Raw genomic sequence first — 25,328 nt, 5'->3', positions numbered from 1 at the left:
TGCGACCAGGAAAGCTACCACATGTCTTCAGGCGCTCCGGTGCAGCTCCATGAGCGATTCCTGATGGTCGCGCACGGTGTGACCGTCGCGCGGCGAGGCGATCCACTGCCCGTCGGCGCCGAGCTCCCAGCACCGGGTGGACGGATTCAGCGCGGACTCGAACAAGTCGTCCAGGTATGCGGTGAGCCTGGGATCCTTGACCTGAACCAGCGCCTCGACGCGTCGGTCGAGGTTGCGGTGCATCATGTCGGCGCTGCCGATCCAGAACTCGTTGATGCGGCCGAAATGCATGATCCGCGAGTGCTCCAGGAACCGGCCGAGGATCGACCGGACCGAGATGTTCTCCGAAAACCCTTCCGCGCCCGGGCGCAGCGCGCAGATGCCGCGCACCACGATCTCCACCCGCACGCCGGCGCGGGAGGCGCGATACAGCGCGTCGATGACCTGCTCGTCGACCAGAGCGTTCATCTTCATCCGGATCCGTCCGCCGCCGCTTTCGCGGTGGGCGGCGATCTCGCGCTCGACGCGCTCGATGATGCCGGTGCGGATGCTGTGCGGGGCCACCAGCAGGTTGCGGTAGGACACCTTGCGCGAATACCCGGTGAGCGAATTGAACAGGTCCGTCAGGTCGGCCCCGATTTCCGGGGAGGCCGTGAGCAGACCGACATCCTCGTAGAGCCGCGCCGTCTTGCCGTTGTAGTTGCCGGTCCCGATGTGGCAGTACCGCCGGATCGTCGAGCCCTCGCGGCGCACCACCAGGCATGTCTTGCAGTGCGTCTTGAGTCCGACGTATCCGTAGACCACGTGCACGCCCGCCTGCTCCAGCTCGCGCGCCCAGCGGATGTTGGCCTGCTCGTCAAAGCGCGCCTTGATCTCCACCATCGCCACCACCTGCTTGCCGGCCTCGGCGGCGTTGATGAGCGCACGAACGATCGGCGAGTCACCGGAGGTGCGGTACAGCGTCTGCTTGATGGCCAGCACGTTGGGATCGGCGGCCGCCTGCTCGATGAATCGCTGCACGCTGGTGGAAAACGACTCGTACGGATGATGAAGCAGCACATCGCCTTCGCGCAGCGTCGCAAAAATGCTCCGCGGCGTCTCGCGGTCGGCGAAGGCGGGGCTGGTGGCGGGAACGAACGCCGGATCTTTGAGCGCGGGCCGGTCCAGCCCGTACACCTGCCACAACGACGACAGGTCGAGCAGCCCGGGCACCTCGATGACGTCACCGGGATTCACGTCGAGCTCGCGCAGCAACAACTCGAGCATGCTCTCGGTCATGTCGTCGGCGATCTCGAGCCGGACCGGCGAACCGAACCGGCGGCGCGCCAGCTCCCGCTCCAGCGCTTGCAGCAGGTCCTCGTCGCGGTCCTCTTCGACCTCGTAGTCGGCGTTGCGGGTGATGCGGAACGCGTGATGCTGCACGATCTCCATGCCCGGGAAGAGCACCGGCAAGAAGGCGGCGATCAGCTCTTCCATTGGCAGGTAGCGGATTATTGCGGGCCCTTCGGCGCCGCCGTCCGCGTCGCCGCGGGTCTCGAGTTCGACGAAGCGATCGACGTTGTTGGGCACCTTGACGCGGGCGAAGTGCTGGCCGCCGTCCTCGGGCTGGCGCACCATGACCGCCAGGTTCAAACTCAACCCACTGACGAAGGGGAAGGGGTGGGCGGGGTCGACGGCCAACGGGGTCAGCACCGGGAAGACCTGCTCGTTGAAGTACGTCGACAGTTGGTCGCGCTCCGCCGGATCCAGATCGGCCCACGTGACGATGTGGATGCCTTCGGCGGCCAGCGCCGGCTCCACCGAATCGAGGAACACGCGCGCGTGCCGGGTCGCGATCCGTTGCGTGTGCTCGCCGATGAGGGCCAGCTGCTCGCGCGGCGTCAGGCCATCGGCCGAGCGGACGGACAGCCCCATCTCGTCGCGGCGCTTGAGGCCGGCCACCCGAACCATGTAGAACTCGTCGAGATTGGAAGCAAAGATTGCCAAGAACTTCGCCCGCTCCAGTAGCGGCAGGGAGTTGTCGTCCGCCAACGCGAGCACACGCGCGTTGAAGTCCAGCCAGCTCAGCTCCCGATTGAGGTAACGGTCCTCCGGCAGCGCGTCATCGATCGCGGCCTGGGTCGCGGCGGGCGGTGCGCCGACGGTCGAGTCGTCGGCTTGCCACGCGGATTCCTCGAGGCGCGCCTCGGCTTCGGTTTCGGTCACCCTGCGATCATTGCTCATTCCCGCTGGTGCTGCTAGCGCCCGACGGACATCCATCGGCCGTTGGCGCGCAGTTCACCGCCCGGACAGATCAGTGCTGCGCGACGGCCCGGGCGGTCGCCGACCCGACCCCGAGGCGGCGGGCGGCCGTCAGGTCGGCGGGCGTGTCGACGTCGCAGCGCAGTCCCGGCCACGCGCCCGTCAGCTCGATCGCGCCCGAACGGCGATGCCGCGCGCACGAATCCGGCCCGAACTGCGGATCCAGGGGGGCCCCGAACGCGCACAGCGCGGCGGTTCCCGTCGCCAGCCGGTCGGCCACGAAACTGCGCCGGTGCTGCCGCGCGGCGGCGACCGCCTCGGCCAGCTCCTGGGTCTGCAACGCCGGCAAATCGCCTTGCAGCACAACGATATTGGCGAAAGATTCGGAGACCGCGCGTTCCGCGGTCGCGATCGCGCTGTTGAGCGGGTCGCTATTGTGATCGGGCGTCGGATCGGCGAGCACGCCGGCGCCCAGCTCGGCGGCGGCGGCCGCCGCGGCGTCGTCGGGCGTGATGACGGTGATCGAGCCCAGCGCGGCGACACCGGACGCGGCACTCAGCGTGTCGATCAGCATCGCCAGCACCACCCGCTCGCGGGTCCGTGCCGAGAACACCGGTGCCAGCCGGGTCTTGGCGGCGGCCAACCGCTTGACGGCGATGATCAAGGCCACGTCACCGGCGCCATCCCCCGCACCGTCGGACCGTGTGCCGCTCATGGGGCCATCCTGCCAGCGCGACCGCGGCGGCCGGGCGCCACGGTAGCGTGACGACACCGACAGGACGACGCCGACAGACGGGGATGGCAGATGGCCGGTTCAGAGGGCGCCATTGCGGTGATGGGCGCCGGGGCCTGGGGCACGGCGCTGGCCAAGGTGCTGGCCGACGCCGGCGAACAGGTCGTGCTGTGGGCCCGGCGGTCCGCCGTCGCCGACGAGATCAATGCCACCCGCTACAACGCCGACTACCTGCCCGGCACCCCGTTGCCCCCGGGCATCCGTGCCACCGCGGCCGCCGGTGACGCCCTGGCCGGCGCGACGACGGTGCTGCTCGGGGTTCCGGCACAGACGATGCGCGGCAACCTCGAGCAGTGGGCGCCCCTGGTGGCCGACGGCGCGACCCTGGTCAGCCTCGCCAAGGGCATCGAGCTGGGCACGCTGATGCGCATGAGCCAGGTGATCATTTCGGTGACCGGCGTGGACCCGGCGCAGGTCGCGGTGATCTCGGGGCCCAACCTCGCCAGCGAGATCGCCGAATGCCAGCCCACCGCGACGGTCGTCGCGTGCAGCGACTCCGGGCGGGCGGTCGCGGTGCAGCGCATGCTCAACAGCGGGTACTTCCGTCCCTATACCAACAGCGATGTGGTCGGCACCGAGATCGGCGGGGCGTGCAAGAACGTCATCGCGCTCGCGTGCGGGATGGCGGCCGGCGTCGGGCTCGGCGAGAACACCGCGGCGGCGATCATCACCCGCGGATTGGCGGAGATCATGCGGCTGGGGATCGCCCTCGGCGCCAAGGGCGCGACGCTGGCCGGGCTGGCGGGCGTGGGTGACCTCGTCGCCACCTGCACCTCGCCGCATTCGCGCAACCGATCCTTCGGCGAACGCCTGGGCCGCGGCGGGACCATGGAGTCGGCCACCCAGGCGGGACACGGGCACGTCGTCGAGGGGGTGACGTCGTGTCAGGCGGTGCTCGCGCTGGCCTCCAGTTATGACGTCGAGATGCCGCTCACCGACGCCGTGCACCGGGTGTGCCACAAGGGGTTGTCGGTGGACGAGGCGATGGCGCTGCTGCTCGGTCGCAGCACCAAACCCGAATGACGAAACCCCAGGTAGCGGCCCGCCGCCCGACCCCGGGGCCGCTCACCCGGTAGCCTCTGAAGGTTGTGAGTGCCAGCGAGCGCGTGCGCGTCGCCGTCGTCTTCGGCGGGCGCAGCAGCGAGCACGCCATCTCCTGCGTGTCGGCGGGCAGCATCCTGCGCAATCTCGATCCGCAGCGTTTCGAGGTGGTCGCGGTCGGCATCACCCCGGAGGGCTCGTGGGTGCTCACCGACGGGGACCCGGACGCGTTGGCGATCAGCGACCGGCGGCTGCCCGAGGTGACCGCCGAATCTGGCACCGAGCTGGCCCTGCCGGCCGACCCGCGGCGCGGCGGTCAGCTGGTGTCGCTGCGGCCCGGCGCGAGCGACGTGCTGGCGTCGGTCGACGTGGTGTTCCCGGTGCTGCACGGCCCCTACGGCGAGGACGGCACCATCCAGGGGCTGCTCGAACTCGCCGGGGTGCCGTACGTCGGCGCCGGCGTGCTGGCCAGCGCCGCGGGCATGGACAAGGAGTTCACCAAGAAGCTCCTTGTCGCCGAAGGACTTCCGGTCGGTCCCCACGCGGTGCTGCGCGCGCCGCGGTCGGCCCTGGACCTCGAGGAGCGCGAGCGGCTCGGTCTGCCCGTGTTCGTCAAACCTGCGCGGGGCGGTTCCTCGATCGGGGTCAGCCGGGTCTCGACCTGGGACGAGCTGGCCGCGGCGGTGGCCGATGCGCGGCGGCACGATCCGAAGGTGATCGTCGAGGCGGCGATCACCGGTCGCGAGTTGGAGTGCGGGGTCCTTGAAATGCCGGACGGCACAGTCGAAGCCAGCACGCTGGGCGAGATCCGGGTCGTCGGCGTGCGGGGGCGCGAGGATTCCTTCTACGACTTCGCGACGAAGTACCTCGACGACGCGGCCGAACTCGACGTGCCCGCGAAGGTCGACGACGACGTGGCAGATGAGGTGCGCCAGTTGGCGATTCGGGCGTTCAAGGCCATCGATTGCCAGGGCCTGGCCCGGGTGGACTTCTTCCTGACCGAGGACGGCCCGATCATCAACGAGATCAACACGATGCCGGGATTCACCACCATCTCGATGTACCCGAGGATGTGGGCGGCCAGCGGCGTCGACTACCCCACGCTGCTGGCGACCATGGTGCAGACGGCGTTGGCCCGCGGCGTCGGCTTGCGTTAACCAGCGGGCGCGGGGTTGATCGGCACGGCTCCCATGGTGTGGTCGATCACGTCGGAGAGCTGCTGGATGGGCGTCGGCCCCGATCCCGACGGCAGCGTGAGGGCCACATACACGGGCCGGTCGACCGCGTACCAGGTGGACCTGCCGGCGTCGCCGGCGGATTGCCGACCGGCCGGAACCTCGAACCACTGCACCCGGTCGACGATCTGGATCGGAGACCCCACCACGAACTCGGCCGGTCGGTCCAGCCCGCAGCGCAACACCACCGGCTCGCCGCCGGACCCGGCGCGCCAGGCCGCCGCGCCCTCGGGGGCCGGCTGCACCAGCGTGGCGCGCTGATAGTCCCCGAGCCGCTGCGGCAGCGCGCCGGCCAGTGAGCGGCACGCGCCGTCGGACGCGTGCGGCGCCGGGGCGGCGGGGACGCCAACTGGTGGCGGCGGCGCCTGGCGGGTCGCCGCGATGGCCAGGATCACGCCGATCGCGACGACCGCCAGCGCGACCGCGGCGGCCAGTAGGGCGCGCGGGGGCCCCGTGTCGGTATCGGGCTCGGTCTCCACCGCCCCCGCACCTCCTGATCTCGTAGACTGGCGCGGTCCGCTCGCGCGGGCAGGAATCCAACTTACCGGCCGCGAGGAGCCGGAGGAGGTGGCGTGCGCGACGACACATCGGGAGAGTCCCCGACGCTGCAACGGATCGGCGAATTCGCCGTCATCGATCGGTTGGTGCGGGGCCGCCGGCAACCCGGCGCGGTGCTGCTGGGGCCCGGCGACGACGCGGCGCTGGTGGCCGCCGGCGACGGCCGCACCCTGATTTCGACCGATGTGCTGGTGCAGGACCGGCACTTTCGGCTGGACTGGTCGACACCGCACGACGTCGGCCGCAAGGCGATCGCCCAGAACGCCGCCGACATCGAGGCGATGGGCGGGCGGCCCACCGCCTTCGTGGCCGGCTTCGCGGCGCCCGGCGACACGCCGGCCGCGCGGGTGGACGCGCTGGTCGACGGGATGTGGGACGAGGCGGCGCGGATCGGCGCCGGCATCGTCGGCGGGGACCTGGTCGGCGGCCCGCAGTGGGTGTTGTCGGTGACCGTGTTGGGTGACCTCGGCGGTCGCGCGCCGGTGCTGCGGTCGGGGGCAAAGGCCGGTTCGGTGCTCGCCGTCACCGGTGAATTGGGCCGCTCCGCGGCCGGATATGCGCTGTGGGGCAAGGGGATTGGTGGTTTCGACGAACTGCGGCGCCGGCACCTGGTGCCGCAGCCGCCCTACGGGCAGGGCGCGGCGGCCGCGGCGGCGGGGGCGCAGGCGATGATCGACGTCTCCGACGGCCTCGTCGCCGACCTGCGGCACGTCGCCGAGGCGTCGGGGGTGGGCATCGATGTGTCCACCGCGGCGCTGGCCGCGGACCGCGACGCGCTGACGGCGGCCGCGACCGCCGTTGCCGCCGACCCGCTGGCGTGGGTGCTGGGGGGCGGCGAGGACCACGCCCTGGCGGCCTGTTTCGCCGGTCGGGCGCCGGCGGGGTGGCGGGTCGTCGGCACGGTGCTCGCCGGGCCGGCCCGCGTGCTCGTCGACGGCGCGGAGTACAGCGGTTACGCCGGGTGGCAGTCGTATTAGTGTGACGCGGTGACCGTCTACGCGATCGCGCAGCTGAGATTCACCGACCGGGCAGCCTATGACCGGTACCAGGCGAGGTTCATGGACGTTTTCCGTCGCCACCCCGGAACGCTGCTGGCCGCCGACGAATCGCCGAACGTCGTCGAGGGACGGTGGGACCGCGAGAAGGTGGTGCTGATGTCCTTTCCCGACGAGGCGGCGTTTCGGGAGTTCGTGCAATCGCCCGAATACGAGGAGATCGCGAAGGACCGGCGCGCGGGCGCCGACACGGTGGTGCTGCTGGTGCGGGGGCTGCAGTGACCGCGCGCCCGCTGGGCGAGCTCGTCGAGCCGGGCTGGGCGGCGGCGCTGGCGCCGGTGACCGAGCAGGTCGCCCAGCTGGGCCAGTTCCTGCGGGCCGAGATCGCGGCCGGGCGCCAGTACCTGCCGGCGGGACCAAACGTGTTGCGCGCCTTCACCTTTCCGTTCGACGAGGTACGGGTTTTGATCGTCGGGCAAGATCCCTACCCGACGCCCGGGCACGCCGTGGGCCTGAGCTTCTCGGTGGCCCCGGACGTGCGCCCGCTGCCGCGCAGCCTGGAAAACATCTTCGGCGAGTACAGCTCGGATCTCGGCTACCCGCCTCCCTCGTGCGGCGACCTGACGCCCTGGGCGCAGCGCGGGGTGATGCTGTTGAACAGGGTGCTCACGGTGCGCCCGAGCAACCCGGCGTCGCACCGGGGCAAGGGGTGGGAAGCGGTCACCGAGTGCGCCATCCGCGCGCTGGTCGCACGCTCGCAGCCGATGGTGGCGATCCTGTGGGGCCGCGACGCGTCCACCCTCAAGCCGATGCTGGCCGAAGGTGACTGCGTCGCGATCGAGTCGCCACACCCCTCACCGCTGTCGGCGTCCCGCGGGTTCTTCGGCTCGCGCCCGTTCAGCCGCGCCAACGAGCTGCTCGCCGGGATGGGCGCCGACCCGATCGATTGGAAGCTGCCGTGACCGAGATGACGGCGCTGCGCGCGCATCGCCGGGGCGGCCCCGAGGTGCTGGTCGTGGAGCGCGCGCCCGTCCCGGCCCCCGGGGCCGGCGAGGTCCTCATCGAGGTGCACGCGGCGGCCATCACGTTCGACGAGTTGACGTGGGACGAGACCTGGACGCGCGACGGCGCGAGCCGGATCCCGGTGATCCCGTCGCACGAGGTGTCCGGCGTGGTCGCTGAGATCGGGCCGGGCGTCACGGGCTTGGCACCCGGCGACGAGGTCTACGGGCTGATCGACTTCGACCGTGATGGCGCGGCGGCCGAATTCGTGGCGGCGCCGGCAGCCGATCTGGCCGCCAAGCCGTCGACCGCCTCCCACGTCGCCGCCGCCGCGCTGCCGTTGGCCGGGCTCACCGCGTGGCAGGCCCTGGTCGACCATGCCGCCGTGCGGCCCGGGGAGGAGGTGCTGGTGCACGGCGGGGCCGGTGGAGTCGGGGCCCTGACGGTCCAGCTGGCGGCCACGCTGGGCGCGCGCGTCACCGCGACCGTGCGCAGCGACGCCGGCGAGCTGTTGCGCGGGTTCGGCGCCGAGCGGGTGATCGACGTGCGCACCGAAGCTTTCGAGGAAACCGGACCCTACGACGTCATCATCGACACTGTTGGCGGTGCGACCTTGGACCGGTCCTTGGCATTGGTGCGCCGCGGTGGACGCGTGGTCACCCTGTCGGAGCCCCGCGCGACCGCAACGTTTTTCATCGTCGTGCCGAATCGCGACCAGCTCACCGAACTGGCCGCGCTCGTCGATTCCGGCCGGCTGCACGTGGAGATCGCCGGGACCTTCCCCCTTCAGGAGGGCCGGGAGGCATTCGAGAGCGGGCGGCAACCGGGCCGGCGCGCGGGCAAGACGGTCATCGTCGTCCGGGACTAAGCGGGGAAGTTGACGTCTTTGGTGACGGCCTTCCATTGTTCGATCGACGCCGACGTCGCGGCGATCTTGTCGCGCATCGCCTTGAGAACGTCGCGGCCCAGCAGCAGGCGCAGCGGCGGGTCGTCGAGCTTGGTGACCATGAGCACGGCCTCGGCGACCTTGCGGGGGTCACCCGGCAGATGATCGGCGAATTGCTTGATCAAGTCCTTGCGCGCCGCCACATCCGAGTAGTCGGCGATCGGGGTGCCCGACTCCTTCATCGACCGCGTCGCCCAGTCGGTGCGGAAGGCGCCCGGCTCGATGGCGGTCACCTTGATGCCGAGCGGCCGCACCTCGGTGGCCAGCGCCTCGGTGATCGCCTCCAGCGCGAACTTGGTTGACGAGTAGTAGGCGTTGGGCGGGTTGGCCACCAGCCCGGTCATCGACGACATGTTGATGATGTGTCCCGACCCGCGGGCACGCATGGCGGGCAGCACGGCCTTGATCATGTCGACGGCACCGAAGTAGTTGACGTCGAACAGCTTTCGCACCTCGACGTCCTCGCCCTCTTCCACCGCCGACAGGTAGCCGTGGCCGGCGTTGTTGACCAGGACGTCGATGCCGCCGAACGCGTCGTCGGCCGCCGACACCGCGGCCGCGATCTGGGCGGCGTCGGTCACGTCGAGCGCGACGGCCACGGCGCGATCGCCGAACTCGTCGGCCAGATCCCGCACCGCCTCGGCCCGGCGCGCGGTGACCACCACGCTGTGGCCGGCTTCCAGTGCGGCGCGTGCGATTTCGCGGCCGAAGCCGGTCGAGCACCCGGTGACGAGCCAGCGCGCCATCTCAGGCCGTTCCTTCCGGCAGGCGCCGCAGATACGCCGCGCGCCGGTCGGCGAGTTGCGCCGCCCGCTCCTGCGCGCTCACCCGCGGCAGGTGGGGCACCTCGGTGTCGAGCCGGTCCAGCTTGACCACGCGCCCGGTCGCGCCGAGATCCTCGCGCGGACCGTTCCCACCGAACTCCGCCATGCGCAACGTCAGGATGGCCTCGGCCAGCCCGTCGGAGTCGATCCAATTCGCCACGCCCGGGTCGACCGGCGAGATCACGTAGGTGTACGTGCCGTCCTGGTTGGCAACCGACTGCGCCTTGTTGAGGCTGCCGGTGGCATCGACGATGTCCAGCGTGGTGCCCCAGATGTTGCTCAACGGCACCGTGAAGTATTCGGCGCCGCCGTCGTTGAGGTCGACGACGAACGCCTCGTCCGGGGCGAGGTCGAAGCGGCCCATCACGTAGACCTGGTTGCGCATCGCGCCGGCCTTGTCGGCCGACCACGCCAGGTTGAAGTGGTTGGCCGGCATCTTGTACACGCCGTGGCTGAGCTTGCCGGTGAAGTCGGCGAAGTACGCCATCATCGCCGCGGTCGCCTCGGCTTGCTCGTCGCGCGTGCGTGCGGGCGCTCGCGATGGGCCGCCGAGTCGTTGCACCTCAAAATAATTGGGGTCATCGCGGGCCCAGTCCAGCAAGACGTCCCGGATGTAGAACTCGTGGGCCTCGGGGGTGGTCCGCACGTGGTTTTTTCGCCCGCCCGCGGGCTCGGAGTCGACGGTGATGGTGAAGCTGCCGTCGGGATCGACCGCCATGGTGCGGCCGTTGAGCACGTCGACGGTGCCCATGTGCGCGTCCCACAGCGTGAAGTAGTTCTCGGTCATGCGATGCCGGCCGACCCGGCCGTGGATCTCGTAGCGTTCGTCGCCGGAGATCGGGATCACCCGGTAGACGCTGTCGGGATTGTCGATGCCCCAGCGTGATCCGGGGATGCGGCGGCCCCCCACCGGATGCGCCAGCCGGGTGATGCAGCTGACCTTGGGCCGCAGCTTGTCCTGGTTGGACGACCACACCGCGGCGGAGAACATCACTTCGGCGTACGCGTCGTCGAACCGCTCGCGCATCGCGTCGGAAGCCTTGGCGCGGCCCAGCCACGTCTCGGCCACCGTTTTGTAGGCGGCCTTGACGACCGGGTGCTCGATCAGCTCGAGGGAGGCCAGCTCCTGTTCGTGTTGGGATGTCGTCGCGATGGGATCGTCAGCCATGCGGTTCTCCTATGTATTGCTCAAAACGTTTGTCGTACAACGTGAAGCGTTCGTCGACCTGCTCGGGGCGCAGGCCGAAGTCCGCCAGGGCGTACGGCGGGCGCGGCAGCTCGCGGGGACGGTCGGTGAGCCAGCGCCGCATCGCCTCTTCGGCCCGCGCGGTGAGCGGCAGGCCGACGGCGTCGTAGACGCGGGCCACCTGACCGATCGGATCGGCCACCGCCTCGTCGAAGCCGATGTCGGTGACCCGGGATGCCTGGTCGGCCCAGGTGTCGCGCAGCGCCATCGCCCGGTCATTGGTCCAGCCCATCCGCTCCAGCCACTGCGCGCCCACCCGGGGCTTGTCGACGGCGTCGGCGTGCATCGCGTGCAGGGTGGCATTCAGGCTGGCTCCCGACGCGATCGTGGCGCGCGGGTCGCGATGCATGTGGACGATGTGCGCGTCGGGAAACCGCGCGCGCAGCACGTCCAGATAGCCCAGGTGCGCCGGTGATTTGAGCACCCACCGTCGCGGCGGCGGACCGCCGCCGAAGAATCCTTGCCGTTTCTGCCACTGCAGGAATTGCAGCATGCGGTGCAGGTGGTCGTAGGCCGGCGAGAAATCCTGCTCGTCGAGCCAGGACCGATAATGCGGTAGGTGGGCCCCGGACTCGGGGACGTGCGACAGGAACGCGTCGGCCAAAAAGACGATCTCCTCCTCGGCCTCGCGCGCGTACATCGGATGGATGGCGAACAGCTCGGGCGCGAGTTCGCGGGACTTGGCCTCCCGCGCCTCGCTGACGGCGATGCGCGGATCGACGCCGGCGAATGGGTGGTCCAGTCGCGGCGCGACCTCGACCACCTCCCAGCCGTAGGCGCAGGCGAAGCGCGGGTCGGCGGCCAGCAGTCGCTGCAGCAGGGTGGTGCCGCTGCGCATCATCCCGACGACGACGACCGGCGCGGTGATGTGCTCCTCGAGGATCTCCGGGTGGCGGCGGATCCACTCGGCTGCCCGCAACCGCATCCGCAGGCTGTGCACGATGCCCGACCGCAGGAGGTGGATTCCGATGGAGTTGAGGTCGGCGCGGTCGTAGTCGGCCAGCAGCACGCGCAGCGGGCGTTCGAACTCGCCGGGGCCCCAGTCGTCCAGCGATTCCTTGCGTTGGGCGTCGGCCATGACGGCGGCGGGGTCGAATGGGTCGAGGTGCCCCACCGGTCAGAACTTCAGGTGCTGGCTGACGTCGCCGACCTGGTCGACGAACATGGTCCGGCTCTCGAAGTGCCAGACGCCGTCGATCCGTTGGAAGGTGTCCTTGTAGTGCCCGGTCACGATCACCTGGAGCGGCAGATCGGGGGTGGCCTGGGTGACGCAGTAGTACGACGTGCTGCGTGCGGTTCCCGCGGCGTCGTCGATGTGCAGCTGCACGTTGGTGGTGTTGTGCTTGGTCTTGGGGGTGCCGTCCTCGTAGAGGCGCGTTGCCATGTCGTACATCTCGCGCACTCTGGCGGACCCCGCGAACACCGTCTCCGGTGGGCCGTTCTCCACCCCGCAGATGCGGCCGTACTCGAAGAGCCGGGCCACGCTGTCCAGATCACCGCGGTCCAGGAGCTCAGCGTAGGTGTAAATCAGGTTGTTGATTTCCGTCGCGCTGTCGCCCACGCCGACCATGTTGGCAGACCTGCCCCCATTTACATAGAACCTCCCACTATTCTTGGTCGCCGTGACGTCACCGTGGACGCCGAGTCGGCTGGGCGAGTTGAGCGGCAAACGAATCATCGTGACCGGCGCCACCAACGGCGTCGGGTTGGGCACCTCGCGCGCCCTCGCCCGCGCCGGCGCCCATGTGGTTCTGGCCGTGCGCAACACGGAACTCGGCGAGCGGCGCGCCGCCGAGATGGGTGGCTCCACCACCGTGGCGAAGCTCGACCTCGCCGACCTGTCTTCGGTGCGCGCCTTCCCCGATCTGATCGACGGGCCCATCGACATCCTGATCAACAACGCCGGCACCCTGACCGATCGGCGCACCGACACCGTCGACGGCTTCGAGATGACGCTGGGCACCAACCTGCTCGGCCCGTTCGCGCTGACCAACCTGTTGTTGCCCCGGGTGCGTACGCAGATCATCAATGTGGGCTCCGACGCCCACCGGCACGCGGCGTTGCGCCTCGACGACCCGCACCTGCGCCGGCACAAGTGGACGAGGCTGGGGGCCTACGGCCAGTCCAAGCTCGCGGTGATGTTGTGGGGGCTCGAGCTGGACCGCCGGCTGCGCGCCGCCGGATCGCCGATCGTCAGCCACCTCACCCACCCGGGGTGGGTGGCGTCGAACCTGTCGCACCTGTCCGATTCGCCGCTGATGTCGTTGTCACACAAGGCGGTCAAGATCGTCGCCGACCGGCTGGCCAACGACATCAACGAGGGCGCCGCCCCCACCCTGTACTGCATCAGCGAACCGGTGCCGCCGGGCAGCTATGTCGGCGTGAGCGGCAGGATGGGGCTGCGCGGCGGCCCGGTACTCATCGGCCGCTCGGTGCTCGCGTGCGACTACGACGCCGCCGCCCGCCTCGTCGCGTTCGCCGAGCGGGAGACCGGCACGAAACTGGAGGTGCCCACGCATGGGTGAACTCGACGACACCGTCGCCGTCATCACCGGCGCCGCGCGCGGCCAGGGCCGCAGCCACGCCGTCGCGCTGGCCGAGCAGGGCGCCGACATCATCGCCGTGGACATCTGCGCCGACATCGACGCGATTCCCTACCCGCTGGGCACCAAAGCCGACCTCGACGAGACCGCGCGGCTGGTCGCCGACGCGGGCCGCAAGGTCGTCCCCGTCGTCGCCGACGTGCGCGACCTCGCACAGCTGGAGGCCGGGGTGCGGGCCGGGATCGACGAGCTCGGCGAGATCGACATCGTCATCGCCAACGCCGGGGTGGTGGCGATCGGCGACACCGACACCCACTCAGAACCGGTGTTCAACACGATCGTCGACACGAACCTCAAAGGCGTATGGCACACGATGCTGGCGACGGTGCCGTCGATCATCCGCAAGGGTCGGGGCGGTTCGGTTGTGCTGGTCAGTTCGGCGCAGGGGCTGACCGGCAAGGGCGGTGACGGCAGCGCGGCGATGTTCGGCTACGCCGCCTCCAAGCACGCCGTGGTGGGGCTGATGCGCTCGGCGGCCAACGCGTATGCGCAGCACAAGATTCGAGTCAACTCGGTCAACCCCAGCGGGGTCGCGACGCCGATGATTCTGAACGACTTCGTGGCGAACCGGATGTTGGAGAACCCGAACCCGGCCGTCTCGCAGACGCTGCTGCCCGGGGTGCCGCTGGTCGAGCCGCGCGACGTCACCGAAGCGGTGCTGTGGCTCGTGGGCCCGCGGTCGCGATACGTCACCGGCGTTTCGATACCGGTGGACGCCGGTCACGTCGTCATGTGACGCGCGGCGAGTTAGCCCCGGACGACCTTGCCGGCCTTGATGCAGGACGTGCAGACGTTCAGCCGCTGCCTGTTGCCGCCGGGACGGGTCACGACGTGCACGGTCTGGACGTTGGGGTCCCACCGGCGGCTGGTGCGGCGGTGGGAGTGCGACACCGACTTGCCGAAGCCGGGGCCTTTCCCGCAGATATCGCACACAGCGGCCATGGTTCAAGCTCCTCAAATGGTTCGGGGTCCGGCAGGTGGCCGGGACAGCCCGGAATGACTCGGGCCAGCCCAGGATACCGACTGACATAGGCAACCACCAAAACGATCCACACCCCCCGGCGGCGTAGCCCCGGGGCTGTCACCAGCTCTGGCTAGGCTCAATGCGCCGGTGCGCTCAGGCAGCGGGTGTGCCGCGGTGGCCGGCCGCCGCGCGCGTCGTCGCCGGGCTACGCTGGCGCCCACCGGGGGCCGGCGCGGGAGGCTCCGAGGGAGGTGGGTCGCTTGGGCACGTCGGATGCGCTGCTGAGCGCGGCGACCCTGCGGGACTGGGCCCACACCGCCGTCAGCGATTTGATCACCCACATCGACGAGATCAACCGGCTCAACGTGTTTCCGGTCGCCGATTCCGACACCGGCGCGAACATGCTGTTCACCATGCGTTCGGCGTTGGCGGAGGCGAACGCGGGAGCCGCCGCCGAGGGCTGCGTGGCCCGGGTGGCGGCGGCCCTGTCCTCCGGCGCGCTGAACGGCGCCCGCGGCAATTCCGGGGTGATCCTGTCGCAGATCCTGCGGGGGATCGCCGATGTCACCGCGGCCGCGGCGGTAAGCGCCGGCGGTGAGCTGCGCCACATGGACGCGGCCGTCCTCGGGGCCGGGCTGCAGCGTGGCGTCGAGCTCGTCATCGCCTCCATGGGGGGCGACGAGGTGCCCGGCACCATCGTCTCGGTGTTGAGGGCCGCCGCCGACGCCGTCGAAAAAGGCGCCGAAGACGGGCTGTCCGCGGCGATCACGGCCGCCGGCGACGCCGCGGTGGTCGCGCTGGAAAAAACCCCCGAGCAGCTCGACGTCCTGGCCGACGCCGGCGCGGTGGACGCCGGCGCGCGCGGCCTGCTCGTGCTGCTGGACGCGCTGCGTTGCACCATCGGTGGGCAGGCGCCCGCCCGCACGGTCTACGAGCCTTCCCCGCGCGCCCCGGAGCCGCAAGCCCCCGCCGAACGCCCGGGGCCCCAGTTCGAGGTGATGTACCGGCTGGACGGCTGCGAGCAGGCCGCCGCCAACCAGCTGCGCAATCGGCTCGAGGAACTCGGGGAATCCGTCGCGCTGGCGCAGGCCGCCGCGGAAGAATCCACCCGGATCGACAGCTACTCCGTGCACGTGCACACCGACGACGCCGGGGCCGCCGTCGAGGCGGGCCTGGCCGCGGGGCGGCTCAGCCGGATCGTCATCTCGGCGCTGAGCTCCGGAGCCGCCGGGCTGCCGGCGGGCGGCTGGACGCGCGAACGGGCCGTGCTGGCCGTCGTCGACGGCGAGGGCGCCGCCGAGCTGTTCGCCGCCGAGGGCGCCTGCGTGCTGCGGCCCGACCCGGACGCGAACGTCAGCGCCCACCAGCTGGTGCGGGCCGTGGTCGACACCGGCGCCGCCCAGGTGATGGTGCTGCCCAACGGGTATGTGGCCGCCGAGGAGCTGGTGGCCGGGTGCACGGCGGCCATCGGGTGGGGCATCGACGTGGTCCCGATCCCGACCGGGTCGATGGTTCAGGGGCTGGCCGCCCTGGCCGTGCACGAGGCGGAACGCCAGGCGGTCGACGACGGCTTCACCATGGCCCGCGCGGCCGGCGCGTCCCGGCACGGGTCGGTGCGCATCGCGACGGGGAGCGCGCTGACGTGGGCCGGCCGCTGCCAGCCGGGCGACGGCCTGGGCATCGCCGGCGACGAGGTGCTCATCGTGGCCGCCGATGCGGCCGCGGCGGCGATCGGCCTGCTCGATCTGCTGCTGGCGTCGGGCGGCGACCTGGTGACCGTGTTGATCGGCGCGGGCATCGAGGACGAGGACGAGGCCGCCGCCGTGGGCGACATCCTGCAGGACCACGTGCACGACCATCACCCGGGCACCGAGCTGATGACCTACCGCACCGGCCACCGCGGCGACGTCCTGCTGATCGGGGTCGAGTAGCCGTGGCATCGCTGTCCGACCGGCTGGACTACGTCGTGGGCGGCAAAATCGTGCCGCTCCTGGACGAATTTTTTGGCATCCAAACGGTCGACGACCTGCTCCGCCACTATCCGCGCAGTTACACCGAGGGCGCGAGCCGCTGGGGCGCCGACGACGAGAAGCCGCCGGCCGGTGAACACATCACCCTCGTCGACACGATCGCCGCCACCAAGTCGTTTCCGATGAAGAAGAACCCGAAGAAGATGTGTCACCGCATCACCCTGGGCTCCGGCCGCGGTGCGGTGACCGCCACGTTCTTCAACGCGAACTACATCATGAAGGACCTCACCAAGGGCACCAAGGTGATGCTGTCCGGGGAGGTCGGGTTCTTCAGGAACGAGATGCAGCTGACGCACCCCGCATTCCTCATCGTTGAGTCGCCGGACGGGAAGAACCGCGGCACCGCATCGCTCAAGAGCATCGCCGACGCTTCCGATGCCACCACCGGCGATGAGCTAGCGGACGCATTCGAACACCATTTCTTCCCGATCTATCCGGCCAGCGCGAGGGTGCAGAGCTGGAACATCTTCGCCACCGTGCGCCAGGTGCTCGACGTCCTCGACCCGGTGCCCGATCCGCTGCCCGCCGCCCTGCGCGCCGAACTCGGCCTGATCCCCGAGGACGAGGCGCTGCGCGCCATCCATCTCTCGGAAGACGAGCGCGAACGGCAAAGGGCCCGTGAGCGATTGACGTTCGACGAGGCCGTCGGCCTGCAATGGGCGCTGGTCGCCCGCCGGCACGGTGAGCTGTCGGAATCGGGGCCCCCGGCGCCGCGGCGGGACGACGGCCTGGCGGCGGAGTTGTTGCGGCGGTTGCCCTTCGAGCTGACGGCCGGACAGCGCGAGGTGCTCGACGTGCTTTCCGATGGGCTGGCGGCCACCCGCCCGATGAACCGCCTGCTGCAGGGCGAGGTCGGGTCCGGCAAGACGATCGTCGCCGTGCTGGCGATGCTGCAGATGGTCGACGCCGGCTACCAGTGCGCGCTGCTGGCTCCCACGGAAGTCCTTGCAGCGCAACATCTTCGGTCGATCCGTGACGTCCTCGGCGAGTTGGCGATGGCGGGCCAGCTGGGCGGGGCCGACAACGCGACCCGGGTGGAGCTGCTCACCGGATCCATGACGGCCGCGCACAAGAAGCACGTCCGCGACGAGGTCGCCGGGGGCCAGGCCGGCATCGTCGTCGGCACCCACGCGCTGCTGCAGGACGCGGTGGACTTCCACAACCTGGGCATGGTGGTGGTCGACGAGCAGCATCGATTCGGCGTCGAACAGCGAGATCAACTGCGCGCCAAGGCCCGTGCCGGCACCACACCGCACCTGCTGGTGATGACGGCGACGCCGATCCCGCGCACCGTCGCGCTCACGGTGTACGGCGACCTGGAGACCTCGACGCTGCGCGAACTTCCGCGCGGACGCCGGCCGATCGCCTCCAACGTCATCTTCATCGGCGACAAGCCCGCCTGGCTCGATCGCGCGTGGCACCGCATCATCGAGGAGGTTTCCGCGGGCCGCCAGGCCTATGTGGTGGCGCCCCGCATCGACGAGACCGACGACACCGAAAAGCGTGAGGAGGGCGGCCGGCCTTCGGAGACCGCGGTGGGGCTCTTCGACCGGCTGCGCACCGGGGAGCTGGCGGACCTGCGGCTGGGGCTCATGCACGGGCGGCTGTCCGCCGACGAGAAGGACGCCGCGATGGCGGCGTTTCGCGCGGGTGAGATCGACGTGCTGGTGTGCACCACGGTCATCGAGGTGGGCGTCGACGTCCCCAACGCCACGGTCATGTTGGTGATGGACGCCGACCGGTTCGGCATCAGCCAGCTGCATCAGCTGCGGGGGCGCATCGGCCGCGGCGAGCATCCGAGCCTGTGCCTGCTGGCCAGCTGGGTCCCCCCGGCCTCGCACGCCGGCCGGCGGCTGCGCGCGGTCGCCGAGACGATGGACGGGTTCGCCCTCGCCGACCTCGACCTCAAGGAGCGCCGCGAGGGAGATGTGCTGGGCCGCAACCAATCCGGCAGGGCGGTCACATTACGGCTGCTGTCGCTGGCCGACCACGGAACCTACATCGAAGCCGCGCGCGACTTCGCGGTCCAGGCGTACGAGCAAGACCCGTCGAACGCCGAATTGGCCTTACTTGCCGCGCGTTTCACCGACACCAATCGAATCGACTACCTGGACAAATCTTGAATCGCAAGCTCCTGCTGTGGTTGTCGGCGGTCGCGGTGCTCGCGCTGCTGGTGGCCTATCAGACGCTGGGCTCGGCGGCCGACAAGCGAGCCGAAGTGGCCGCCCGCGCCGACGTGCCGACGGTGCAACCCGGCACGGACGTGCTGGCCGGTGTCGCGGTGCTACCCCAGCGGGCCCACCGCTACGACTACCGGCGTCCGGCGTTCGGCGACGCGTGGGACGACAACAACGATGCACCGCTGGGGCACAACGGGTGTGACACCCGCGACGACATCCTCAACCGCGATCTCGTCGACAAGACGTACGTGTCGATCAAGCGCTGCCCGGACGCGGTGGCCACCGGCACCCTGCACGACCCGTACACCAACACCACGATCGCCTTTACGCGCGGCGCCAAGGTCGGCGAGGCGGTGCAGATCGACCACATCGTCCCGCTCGCCTACGCCTGGGACATGGGGGCCTACGGCTGGCCGCCGCCGGAGCGGCTGCGGTTCGCCAACGACCCGGCCAACCTGCTGGCCGTGCAAGGCCAGGCCAACCAGGACAAAGGCGACTCGCCGCCGGCCCAGTGGATGCCGCCCAACACGGCGTTCGCGTGTCAGTACGCCATGCAGTTCATCACCGTGCTGCGCGGCTACCAATTACCGGTGGACCAGGCCTCCGCGGGTGTGCTGCGGCAGGCGGCGGCCACCTGCCCGGCGGGGTAAGCGGAACGGACTACGGGCCTTCGTAGGTATCGGGATCCGGGCGCAGCCGGGTGCCGTCGTTGAGACCGTTGATCGCGTCCATGTGCTCGCCGGCCAATTCGAAATCGAAAATGTCCACATTGGTGGCGATGTGCTCGGGCTTGCTCGAACGGAAAATCACCGAATTGCCCAATTGCACGTTCCACCGGAGCAGAACCTGCGCGGGCGTCTTGCCGTATTCGGCGGCGACCGACGTCAGCGTCGCGTTATCCATCAGCTTGCCGAGAACCAGCGGCGTGTAGGACTGCGTGACGACGTTGTGCTGCGCATTCGCCTTGCGCAGATCGGCCTGGTTGAGCAGGGGGTGCAGCTCGACCTGGTTGACCGAGGGGGTGACGAAGGTCAGGTCGATGACCGTCGAGAGCTGGTCCTCGGTGAAGTTGGACACCCCGATCGAGCGGGCATGGCCTTCCCCGCGGGATTGGATCATGCCGCCGAACGCGTCGACGTATTTGCCCTGCCCCGGTGCCGGCCAATGAATGAGGTAGAGGTCGACGTAGTCGAGGCCGAGTCGCTCCAGGCTTGCGCTGCAGGCCACCGGGGCCTTGCTGAAACCGTGGTCCGCGGTGGCCAGCTTGGTGGTGACGAACAGCTCCGCGCGCGGGATGCCGGACGCGGCGATCGCCCGGCCGACGCCGGCCTCGTTGCCGTAGGCGGCGGCGGTGTCGATGAGCCGGCACCCGATCTCCAGCGCGGCCGCGACGGCGCGCTCGGCTTCGTCCTCCGACAGGTCCGCGACGCCCAGGCCGAGCACCGGCATGGTGTTTTCGTCGTTAAGAGCTATCGACGGTATGGCGGAGCCCGACTCGCCAGTCAATGTCATTCACCTACCTGTGAATTGAAGGTTCGTAAATCAGGACCCGACGTGTTCGATCTCGGGGTTCACCGACTTGGGGACCACGATATTACCCAGCCGGATAAGCACCTAATCACTAGCTGGTCGGGGGCGTGCCGCGGCCCCGCGCACTGTGGCCGAAATACGGCTAGTGGGCGACGACGTAGAGTTGTCCGCGCGGCACGCCGTAGTGGGTATCCAATTTCCGTCGGCGAGCGTCGCGACGAATGTGCAGGGGGAGCAGGAGCAGCTATGACCAGAAGCCTGCCGGGGATGCCGGACCTCGACCTTGGTGCCAAACGCGCACCGATGCGCTGGCTCAGTCGCGTCCAGGGCGTCGTCACCACCGCCGGCGTCAAGGTCATTCCGTGGATCCCGACCGCCGCCAAGCGGGCGCTGTTCCACGGCCGTTCGGTCATCATCGACGGCAACACGCTCGATCCCACGCTTCAGCTGATGCTGTCGGGGCTGCGCGCCGTCGGCATCGACGGCCTCGTCGTCGACGACGAGCCGGCCGCGTCCCGCGCCCAGATGCGGGAGACGCTCGTGGGTTTACCCGGGCCGCAGATTCACGTCGAGGTCGAGGACCTGTCGCTGCCCGGGCCGGCTGGCGAGATCCGCGCGCGGCACTACCGTCCGCCCGGCGGGGCCGCCGCGCCCCTGCTGGTCTTCTACCACGGCGGCGGCTGGGTGATCGGCGACCTGGACACCCACGACTCGCTGTGCCGGCTGACCTGCCGTGACGCCGGCGTCCACGTGTTGTCGATCGGCTACCGGCTGGCCCCCGAGCACCCGGCCCCGGCCGCCGTCGAGGACGCCTATGCGGCCTTCCGGTGGGCCCACGAGCACGCCGGTGAGCTCGGCGCGACCCCCGGGCGGGTCGCCGTCGGCGGCGACAGCGCCGGGGGCAACCTGGCCGCCGTGGTCGCCCGGCTGGCGCGCGACGAGGGGGGGCCGGCCCCGGTGCTGCAGTGGCTGATCTACCCGCGGACGGACTTCACCGCGCAAACCCGGTCCATGAGCCTGTTCGCCCGCGGCTTCCTGCTGACCCGCCGCGACATGGACTGGTTCACCGCGCAGTACCTCAAGGCGTTCGACCCGACCGACCCGCGGGTGTCGCCGCTGCTCGCCGAGTCGCTGTCGGGCCTGGCGCCCGCGTTGATCGCGGTCGGCGGCTTCGACCCGTTGCGCGACGAGGGTGAGGCCTACGCGGCGGCGCTGCAGGCCGCCGGCACCCCGGTGGACCTGCGTTACATGGGGTCGCTGACCCACGGCTTCGCGAACCTGTTTCAGCTGGGCGGCGACAGCGCCGTCGGTACGAGCGAGCTCGTTTCGGCTCTGCGCGCCCACCTGAGCCGCGCCTGAGCCGTCGGGCGATTCGCCGGTACTCTAGAGGCGCCTCCGTCCGACCGCCGGTCGGGCCCGCACCGAAGGATCAGCGAACCTGTGGCCGACAAACCCAAGCGTCCCCCGCGATTCGATGTCAAGTCCGCCACCGGCAAATCCGGCCGACTCGTCCAGATCGGCGGCACCGCGTTCATCGTGATCTTCGCGGTCGCGCTCGTCTTCTACATCGTCACGTCGCATCACAAGAAGGGCGGCGCCACGGGGGAGGGCGACACCGTCCGGGTGACGTCGGGCAAGGTGGTCACCCAGCCGGGCACCAACAACCCCAAGGCCGTCGTGACGTTCTACGAGGACTTCCTCTGCCCGGCCTGCGGTAACTTCGAGCGGACCTTCGGGCCGACGGTGTCCAAGCTCATCGACATCGGCGCCATCGCGGCCGATTACTCGATGGTGGCGATCCTCGACAACCAGAAGAACAACAACTATTCGTCGAGGGCGGGCGCGGCGGCGCTGTGCGTCGCCGACGAATCCATCGACGCGTTCCGCCGCTTCCACAGCGCGCTGTTCAGCCCGCAGATTCAGCCCGACGAACGCGGCACCAACTTCCCCGACAACGCGCGGCTGATCGAAATCGCCCGCGTCGACGGCGTCGTGGGCAAGGTCCCCGACTGCATCAACAGCGGCAAGTACCTGTCCAGGGTCGCCGGGGAGGCCGCGAAGGCGAACATCAACGCGACGCCGACCATCAAGATCAACGGCCAGGACTACGACCCGTCGACGCCCGATGCGCTGGTCGCCAAGATCAAGTCGATCGTGGGCGACGTGCCGGGCATCGACACCGCCGTCTCTCCCGCGGCCTGATGGCGACCCCGGTGTCAGCGCAACCCGCCGAGGACGCCGGCGGCGAGACACCGGAGGCACCGCCCCGGCCGCGCGTACCCGCCCCCAGCGCGTGGTGGGTGCTGATCGCCGGCGTGATCGGCCTGGTCGCCTCCATGACGCTGACCGTGGAGAAGATCGACCTCCTGCTCAACCCGGCGTACGTCCCGTCGTGCAACATCAACCCGATCCTGTCGTGCGGCTCGGTGATGATCACCCCGCAGGCGTCGGTGCTGGGCTTCCCCAACCCGCTGCTCGGGCTGGTGGGCTTCACCGTGGTGGTCGTCACCGGCGTCCTGGCGGTCGCGAAAGTTCCTCTGCCGCAGTGGTATTGGGTTGGCCTGACGGTCGGCGTGCTGGCCGGTTCGGTGTTCGTGCACTGGCTGATCTTCCAGAGCCTCTACCGCATCGGGGCGTTGTGCCCCTACTGCATGGTGGTCTGGGTGGTCACCATCGCGCTGCTGGTGGTGGTCGCGTCGATCGCGTTTCGTCCGGCGCTGCGAACTCCTCCGCTGCAGGTTGCCTACCAGTGGCGGTGGTCGATCGCCGCGCTGTGGTTCACGGCGGTGTTCCTGCTGATCATGGTGCGGTTCTGGGACTACTGGTCCACCCTGTTGTGAACGTCCGCGCGTGACCCGGATCATCGGCGGCGCCGCCGGGGGGCGGCGCATCACCGTCCCGTCGCGGGGCACCAGACCCACCACCGACCGGGTGCGCGAATCGCTCTTCAACATCGTCACCGCACGCCGGGACCTGGCCGGTCTGGCGGTGCTGGACCTGTACGCCGGTTCGGGCGCGCTGGGGCTGGAGGCCCTGTCGAGGGGGGCCGCCTCGGCACTGTTCGTGGAGTCCGACCCGCGGACCGCGGCCGTCATCGCGCGCAACATCGAGGCACTGGGGCTGCCCGGCGCGACCCTGCGCCGCGGCGCGGTGGCGACGGTGCTGGCGGCCGGCGCCTCGTCCGCGGTCGACCTGGTGCTGGCCGACCCGCCTTACGACACCGACACCGCGGAGCTGGGCGCCGTGCTGGCCGCGCTGAGCACACACGGCTGGGTGCGCGAGGGAACCGTTGCGGCCGTGGAGCGTCCGGCCGCCGGCGCGCCGCTGACCTGGCCGGCGGGCTGGTCGGTGTGGCCCGAGCGCGTGTACGGCGACACCCGTTTGGAGCTGGCCGAACACACCTAGCCGGGCGTGTAGCGTCACGCTTATGAGCGGCGCGGTTTGCCCGGGCTCGTTTGACCCGGTGACGTTGGGCCACATCGACGTCTTCGAACGCGCCTCGGCCCAGTTCGACGAGGTGGTGGTGGCGATCCTGGTCAACCCCGCCAAGAAGGGCATGTTCGAGCTCGACGAGCGGATCGCGATGATCGAGGAGTCGACGACGCACCTGGGCAACCTACGGGTGGAGTCCGGCCAGGGCCTGGTCGTCGACTTCGTCAGGTCGCGGGGGATGACCGCCATCGTGAAGGGCCTGCGCACCGGGACCGACTTCGAATACGAGCTGCAGATGGCGCAGATGAACAAGCACATCGCCGGTGTGGACACGTTTTTCGTCGCCACCACGCCGCGCTATTCGTTCGTGTCCTCCTCGCTGGCCAAGGAGGTCGCGCTGCTGGGCGGCGACGTGTCGGAGCTGCTGCCCGAACCGGTGAACCGCCGGATGCGGGAGAAGCTGTCGGCGCGCCCCTGACCCTCAACCCTGCGCCACAGCCGTCAGTCGCCTTGATGGCTGTGATCGTGGTGACCGTCCATCGCCGCGGGGGAGCCGCCCATCATCCGTAGCATCGGGACTCCGCCCGAGGTGACGAATCGCACGATCAGGACCGCCGCGATGACGAGGAAGGCGATGTTGAGCCAGGTGGTGTAGTTCCAGGAGACCGACGCCTCCAGCACCGTGGCGTTGCGCTCGCTTGGTATGAGACCCGTTGTGCCGAAAAGCAACTCGACCAGATAGCCGGCGGCGACCATCGCGGCGTAGAAGGTGCCGAGCAGCGTCAGCATCATCTTCGTGCCGTAGTACTTGCGGTAGATGTTCAGGATCGGCAGGATCAGCAGGTCGGCGTAGATGAAGGCGATGACGCCGCCGAAGCTGATACCCCCGTTCCACAGCACCGCGGCCAGCGGCACGTTGCCGATCGAGCACACGAACGACGCGATCGCGACGATCGGTCCCACGATCGGCCCCCACAACGCCGACCAGACCGGGTGATCGGTCAAAAAGAAGATCCGCCAAAAGCTTTCGGGCACCCACGCCGCGATGGCACCCGCGATCAGCAGACCCAGGACGAGATCCCGCAGGATCGCCAACCACTCCATCACGAACACGTGCGAGACCGAGGTGAAGCCCTGCGGGGACAGCAGCCGCCGCCAAAACGAGCCCTCTTTTTGGATCGACATGTCCATGGCGGCATGGCCTTCCATGGAGCCGGCGATGCCGCGCTCGGCCTGCTCGCGGGCGGCGTCGACGAGCCGGGACCGCACGAACAGCCGGAACAGCACGGCGAGCGCCACGATCATCAGCGGGCCGCCGACGAATTCCGCGGCGGTGAACTGCCAGCCCATCAGCAGGGCCAGGATGATGCCCAACTCGACCACGAGGTTGGTGGAACCGATCTCGAATGCCATCGCGGCGGTGAAGTTGGCGCCTTTGCGGAACAGCGAGCGCGCCAGGGCGACCGCGGCGTACGAGCACGACGACGAGGCCGCACCCAGCCCGGCCGCGACCGCCAGCGTGCGCGGCCGGTCGTCGCCCATCAGCGACACGATCGTCGACCGGCGCACCACGGCCTGCACCACCGCCGACAAGGCGAAGCCGAGGATCAGCGCCCACAGGATTTCCCAGGTCATCGACCCGGCCAGCCCCAAGGCATGACCGACCGCCGCCAGCACCCTCATCGAGTCCTCCCCTTCGGTTCGCTCG

26 protein-coding genes are annotated in these 25,328 nt (G+C 69.9%); 16 read left to right on the top strand and 10 right to left on the bottom strand.

Annotated features, from left to right (window positions below):
- Positions 1–27: 27 nt before the first annotated feature.
- Entirely contained in the window at positions 28–2,223 is a 2,196-nt protein-coding gene (locus tag A5673_RS04025) for an RNA degradosome polyphosphate kinase (RefSeq protein WP_156747826.1), read from the bottom strand.
- A gap of 70 nt (positions 2,224–2,293) precedes the next feature.
- Positions 2,294–2,956, bottom strand: coding sequence for a 2-phospho-L-lactate guanylyltransferase (cofC, locus tag A5673_RS04020; protein ID WP_068227321.1), 663 nt, complete (start codon positions 2,954–2,956; stop codon positions 2,294–2,296).
- A gap of 90 nt (positions 2,957–3,046) precedes the next feature.
- Between cofC and A5673_RS04015 the strand changes: the two genes are divergently transcribed.
- Entirely contained in the window at positions 3,047–4,057 is a 1,011-nt protein-coding gene (locus tag A5673_RS04015; protein WP_068227319.1) for an NAD(P)H-dependent glycerol-3-phosphate dehydrogenase, read from the top strand.
- Positions 4,058–4,122: 65 nt separating this feature from the next.
- A complete protein-coding gene (locus A5673_RS04010) occupies positions 4,123–5,232 on the top strand; it encodes a D-alanine--D-alanine ligase family protein (RefSeq protein ID WP_068227317.1) in 1,110 nt (369 codons plus the stop codon).
- Here the strand turns inward: A5673_RS04010 and A5673_RS04005 are convergent.
- On the bottom strand, positions 5,229–5,789 hold the full coding sequence (locus A5673_RS04005; RefSeq protein ID WP_068227314.1) for a DUF3515 domain-containing protein: 561 nt from the start codon (positions 5,787–5,789) through the stop codon (positions 5,229–5,231). The genes A5673_RS04010 and A5673_RS04005 overlap by 4 nt on opposite strands.
- Before the next feature lie 93 nt (positions 5,790–5,882).
- On the opposite strand from A5673_RS04005, the gene A5673_RS04000 reads away from it, so the two are divergent.
- From A5673_RS04000 to A5673_RS03985, 4 genes are read left to right on the top strand one after another with little or no spacing between them, the layout of a single operon-like run.
- Entirely contained in the window at positions 5,883–6,845 is a 963-nt protein-coding gene (locus tag A5673_RS04000; protein WP_068227312.1) for a thiamine-phosphate kinase, read from the top strand.
- A gap of 9 nt (positions 6,846–6,854) precedes the next feature.
- Positions 6,855–7,145, top strand: coding sequence for a DUF1330 domain-containing protein (locus A5673_RS03995; RefSeq protein ID WP_068227310.1), 291 nt, complete (start codon positions 6,855–6,857; stop codon positions 7,143–7,145).
- Positions 7,142–7,825 (top strand): uracil-DNA glycosylase, encoded by a 684-nt coding sequence (locus tag A5673_RS03990; protein WP_068227308.1) that lies wholly within the window; start codon positions 7,142–7,144, stop codon positions 7,823–7,825. Before A5673_RS03995 ends, A5673_RS03990 begins: the two co-directional genes overlap by 4 nt.
- 5 nt (positions 7,826–7,830) lie before the next feature.
- Complete coding sequence (locus A5673_RS03985; RefSeq protein WP_068227387.1) at positions 7,831–8,733, top strand: NADP-dependent oxidoreductase; 903 nt, start codon at positions 7,831–7,833, stop codon at positions 8,731–8,733.
- On the opposite strand, the gene A5673_RS03980 is transcribed toward A5673_RS03985, so the two are convergent.
- The 4 genes from A5673_RS03980 to A5673_RS03965 are packed head-to-tail and all read right to left on the bottom strand — an operon-like array spanning position 8,730 to position 12,442.
- On the bottom strand, positions 8,730–9,557 hold the full coding sequence (locus tag A5673_RS03980; RefSeq protein ID WP_068227306.1) for an oxidoreductase: 828 nt from the start codon (positions 9,555–9,557) through the stop codon (positions 8,730–8,732). The genes A5673_RS03985 and A5673_RS03980 overlap by 4 nt on opposite strands.
- Before the next feature lies 1 nt (position 9,558).
- On the bottom strand, positions 9,559–10,803 hold the full coding sequence (locus tag A5673_RS03975; RefSeq protein WP_068227303.1) for a hypothetical protein: 1,245 nt from the start codon (positions 10,801–10,803) through the stop codon (positions 9,559–9,561).
- Positions 10,796–11,959 carry a sulfotransferase gene (locus A5673_RS03970; protein WP_068227384.1) on the bottom strand — a complete coding sequence of 388 codons (1,164 nt, stop codon included), beginning with the start codon at positions 11,957–11,959 and terminating at the stop codon, positions 10,796–10,798. The genes A5673_RS03975 and A5673_RS03970 overlap by 8 nt, the downstream gene beginning before the upstream one ends.
- Before the next feature lie 39 nt (positions 11,960–11,998).
- Positions 11,999–12,442 (bottom strand): nuclear transport factor 2 family protein, encoded by a 444-nt coding sequence (locus tag A5673_RS03965; protein ID WP_068227382.1) that lies wholly within the window; start codon positions 12,440–12,442, stop codon positions 11,999–12,001.
- A 61-nt stretch (positions 12,443–12,503) separates the two neighbouring features.
- Here A5673_RS03965 and A5673_RS03960 point away from each other — a divergent pair, with 61 nt between their 5' ends.
- Together A5673_RS03960 and A5673_RS03955 are read left to right on the top strand one after the other, a co-directional pair.
- Complete coding sequence (locus A5673_RS03960) at positions 12,504–13,406, top strand: SDR family NAD(P)-dependent oxidoreductase (RefSeq protein ID WP_068227301.1); 903 nt, start codon at positions 12,504–12,506, stop codon at positions 13,404–13,406.
- On the top strand, positions 13,399–14,220 hold the full coding sequence (locus A5673_RS03955; protein ID WP_068227299.1) for a mycofactocin-coupled SDR family oxidoreductase: 822 nt from the start codon (positions 13,399–13,401) through the stop codon (positions 14,218–14,220). Before A5673_RS03960 ends, A5673_RS03955 begins: the two co-directional genes overlap by 8 nt.
- An 11-nt stretch (positions 14,221–14,231) precedes the next feature.
- On the opposite strand, the gene rpmB is transcribed toward A5673_RS03955, so the two are convergent.
- Positions 14,232–14,426 (bottom strand): 50S ribosomal protein L28, encoded by a 195-nt coding sequence (rpmB, locus tag A5673_RS03950; protein ID WP_007171345.1) that lies wholly within the window; start codon positions 14,424–14,426, stop codon positions 14,232–14,234.
- A 282-nt stretch (positions 14,427–14,708) separates the two neighbouring features.
- Between rpmB and A5673_RS03945 the strand changes: the two genes are divergently transcribed.
- Genes A5673_RS03945 through A5673_RS03935 form a run of 3 tightly spaced genes read left to right on the top strand, consistent with a single transcriptional unit; the run spans position 14,709 to position 19,308 of the window.
- Positions 14,709–16,379 (top strand): DAK2 domain-containing protein, encoded by a 1,671-nt coding sequence (locus tag A5673_RS03945; RefSeq protein ID WP_068227297.1) that lies wholly within the window; start codon positions 14,709–14,711, stop codon positions 16,377–16,379.
- Positions 16,380–16,381: 2 nt separating this feature from the next.
- Positions 16,382–18,601, top strand: a complete 2,220-nt coding sequence (gene recG, locus A5673_RS03940; RefSeq protein WP_068227295.1) for an ATP-dependent DNA helicase RecG — start codon at positions 16,382–16,384, stop codon at positions 18,599–18,601.
- Positions 18,598–19,308: an HNH endonuclease family protein gene (locus tag A5673_RS03935; protein WP_068227293.1), complete on the top strand. Its 711-nt coding sequence runs from the start codon at positions 18,598–18,600 to the stop codon at positions 19,306–19,308. The genes recG and A5673_RS03935 overlap by 4 nt, the downstream gene beginning before the upstream one ends.
- 10 nt (positions 19,309–19,318) lie before the next feature.
- On the opposite strand, the gene A5673_RS03930 is transcribed toward A5673_RS03935, so the two are convergent.
- Positions 19,319–20,164, bottom strand: coding sequence for an aldo/keto reductase (locus tag A5673_RS03930; protein ID WP_197518282.1), 846 nt, complete (start codon positions 20,162–20,164; stop codon positions 19,319–19,321).
- 270 nt (positions 20,165–20,434) lie between these two features.
- Between A5673_RS03930 and A5673_RS03925 the strand changes: the two genes are divergently transcribed.
- From A5673_RS03925 to coaD, 5 genes are all read left to right on the top strand, one after another.
- The gene (locus tag A5673_RS03925) at positions 20,435–21,547 is read left to right on the top strand and encodes an alpha/beta hydrolase (RefSeq protein ID WP_068227289.1); all 1,113 of its coding nucleotides are present in this window, start codon (positions 20,435–20,437) and stop codon (positions 21,545–21,547) included.
- A gap of 81 nt (positions 21,548–21,628) precedes the next feature.
- A complete protein-coding gene (locus tag A5673_RS03920; protein ID WP_068227287.1) occupies positions 21,629–22,390 on the top strand; it encodes a DsbA family protein in 762 nt (253 codons plus the stop codon).
- Positions 22,390–23,028, top strand: a complete 639-nt coding sequence (locus A5673_RS03915) for a vitamin K epoxide reductase family protein (RefSeq protein ID WP_068227285.1) — start codon at positions 22,390–22,392, stop codon at positions 23,026–23,028. Before A5673_RS03920 ends, A5673_RS03915 begins: the two co-directional genes overlap by 1 nt.
- A 10-nt stretch (positions 23,029–23,038) precedes the next feature.
- The gene (gene rsmD, locus A5673_RS03910) at positions 23,039–23,593 is read left to right on the top strand and encodes a 16S rRNA (guanine(966)-N(2))-methyltransferase RsmD (protein ID WP_068227283.1); all 555 of its coding nucleotides are present in this window, start codon (positions 23,039–23,041) and stop codon (positions 23,591–23,593) included.
- Between the two features lie 22 nt (positions 23,594–23,615).
- Positions 23,616–24,098 carry a pantetheine-phosphate adenylyltransferase gene (gene coaD / locus A5673_RS03905; protein WP_068227281.1) on the top strand — a complete coding sequence of 161 codons (483 nt, stop codon included), beginning with the start codon at positions 23,616–23,618 and terminating at the stop codon, positions 24,096–24,098.
- Between the two features lie 23 nt (positions 24,099–24,121).
- On the opposite strand, the gene A5673_RS03900 is transcribed toward coaD, so the two are convergent.
- Positions 24,122–25,303 (bottom strand): permease, encoded by a 1,182-nt coding sequence (locus A5673_RS03900; RefSeq protein WP_068227279.1) that lies wholly within the window; start codon positions 25,301–25,303, stop codon positions 24,122–24,124.
- Between the last annotated feature and the right edge of the window lie 25 nt (positions 25,304–25,328).

Origin of the sequence: Mycobacterium sp. E3198 (genome assembly GCF_001667015.1) — a bacterium.
Lineage (GTDB): Bacteria > Actinomycetota > Actinomycetes > Mycobacteriales > Mycobacteriaceae > Mycobacterium.
Note: the sequence above shows the minus strand (reverse complement) of the source record. Positions and strands in the feature narration are given on the sequence as shown.

Excerpts from the sequence above, each read along its gene's own strand:
- rpmB (WP_007171345.1), bottom strand. The coding sequence starts at position 14,426 with ATGGCCGCTGTGTGCGATATCTGCGGGAAAGGCCCCGGCTTCGGCAAG.
- A5673_RS03980 (WP_068227306.1), bottom strand. The coding sequence starts at position 9,557 with ATGGCGCGCTGGCTCGTCACCGGGTGCTCGACCGGCTTCGGCCGCGAA.
- A5673_RS03975 (WP_068227303.1), bottom strand. The coding sequence starts at position 10,803 with ATGGCTGACGATCCCATCGCGACGACATCCCAACACGAACAGGAGCTG.
- A5673_RS03955 (WP_068227299.1), top strand. The coding sequence starts at position 13,399 with ATGGGTGAACTCGACGACACCGTCGCCGTCATCACCGGCGCCGCGCGC.
- coaD (WP_068227281.1), top strand. The coding sequence starts at position 23,616 with ATGAGCGGCGCGGTTTGCCCGGGCTCGTTTGACCCGGTGACGTTGGGC.
- A5673_RS03970 (WP_068227384.1), bottom strand. The coding sequence starts at position 11,959 with ATGGCCGACGCCCAACGCAAGGAATCGCTGGACGACTGGGGCCCCGGC.
- A5673_RS03915 (WP_068227285.1), top strand. The coding sequence starts at position 22,390 with ATGGCGACCCCGGTGTCAGCGCAACCCGCCGAGGACGCCGGCGGCGAG.
- A5673_RS04015 (WP_068227319.1), top strand. The coding sequence starts at position 3,047 with ATGGCCGGTTCAGAGGGCGCCATTGCGGTGATGGGCGCCGGGGCCTGG.
- A5673_RS03900 (WP_068227279.1), bottom strand. The coding sequence starts at position 25,303 with ATGAGGGTGCTGGCGGCGGTCGGTCATGCCTTGGGGCTGGCCGGGTCG.
- A5673_RS03985 (WP_068227387.1), top strand. The coding sequence starts at position 7,831 with ATGACGGCGCTGCGCGCGCATCGCCGGGGCGGCCCCGAGGTGCTGGTC.
- cofC (WP_068227321.1), bottom strand. The coding sequence starts at position 2,956 with ATGAGCGGCACACGGTCCGACGGTGCGGGGGATGGCGCCGGTGACGTG.
- A5673_RS03925 (WP_068227289.1), top strand. The coding sequence starts at position 20,435 with ATGACCAGAAGCCTGCCGGGGATGCCGGACCTCGACCTTGGTGCCAAA.
- A5673_RS04025 (WP_156747826.1), bottom strand. The coding sequence starts at position 2,223 with ATGAGCAATGATCGCAGGGTGACCGAAACCGAAGCCGAGGCGCGCCTC.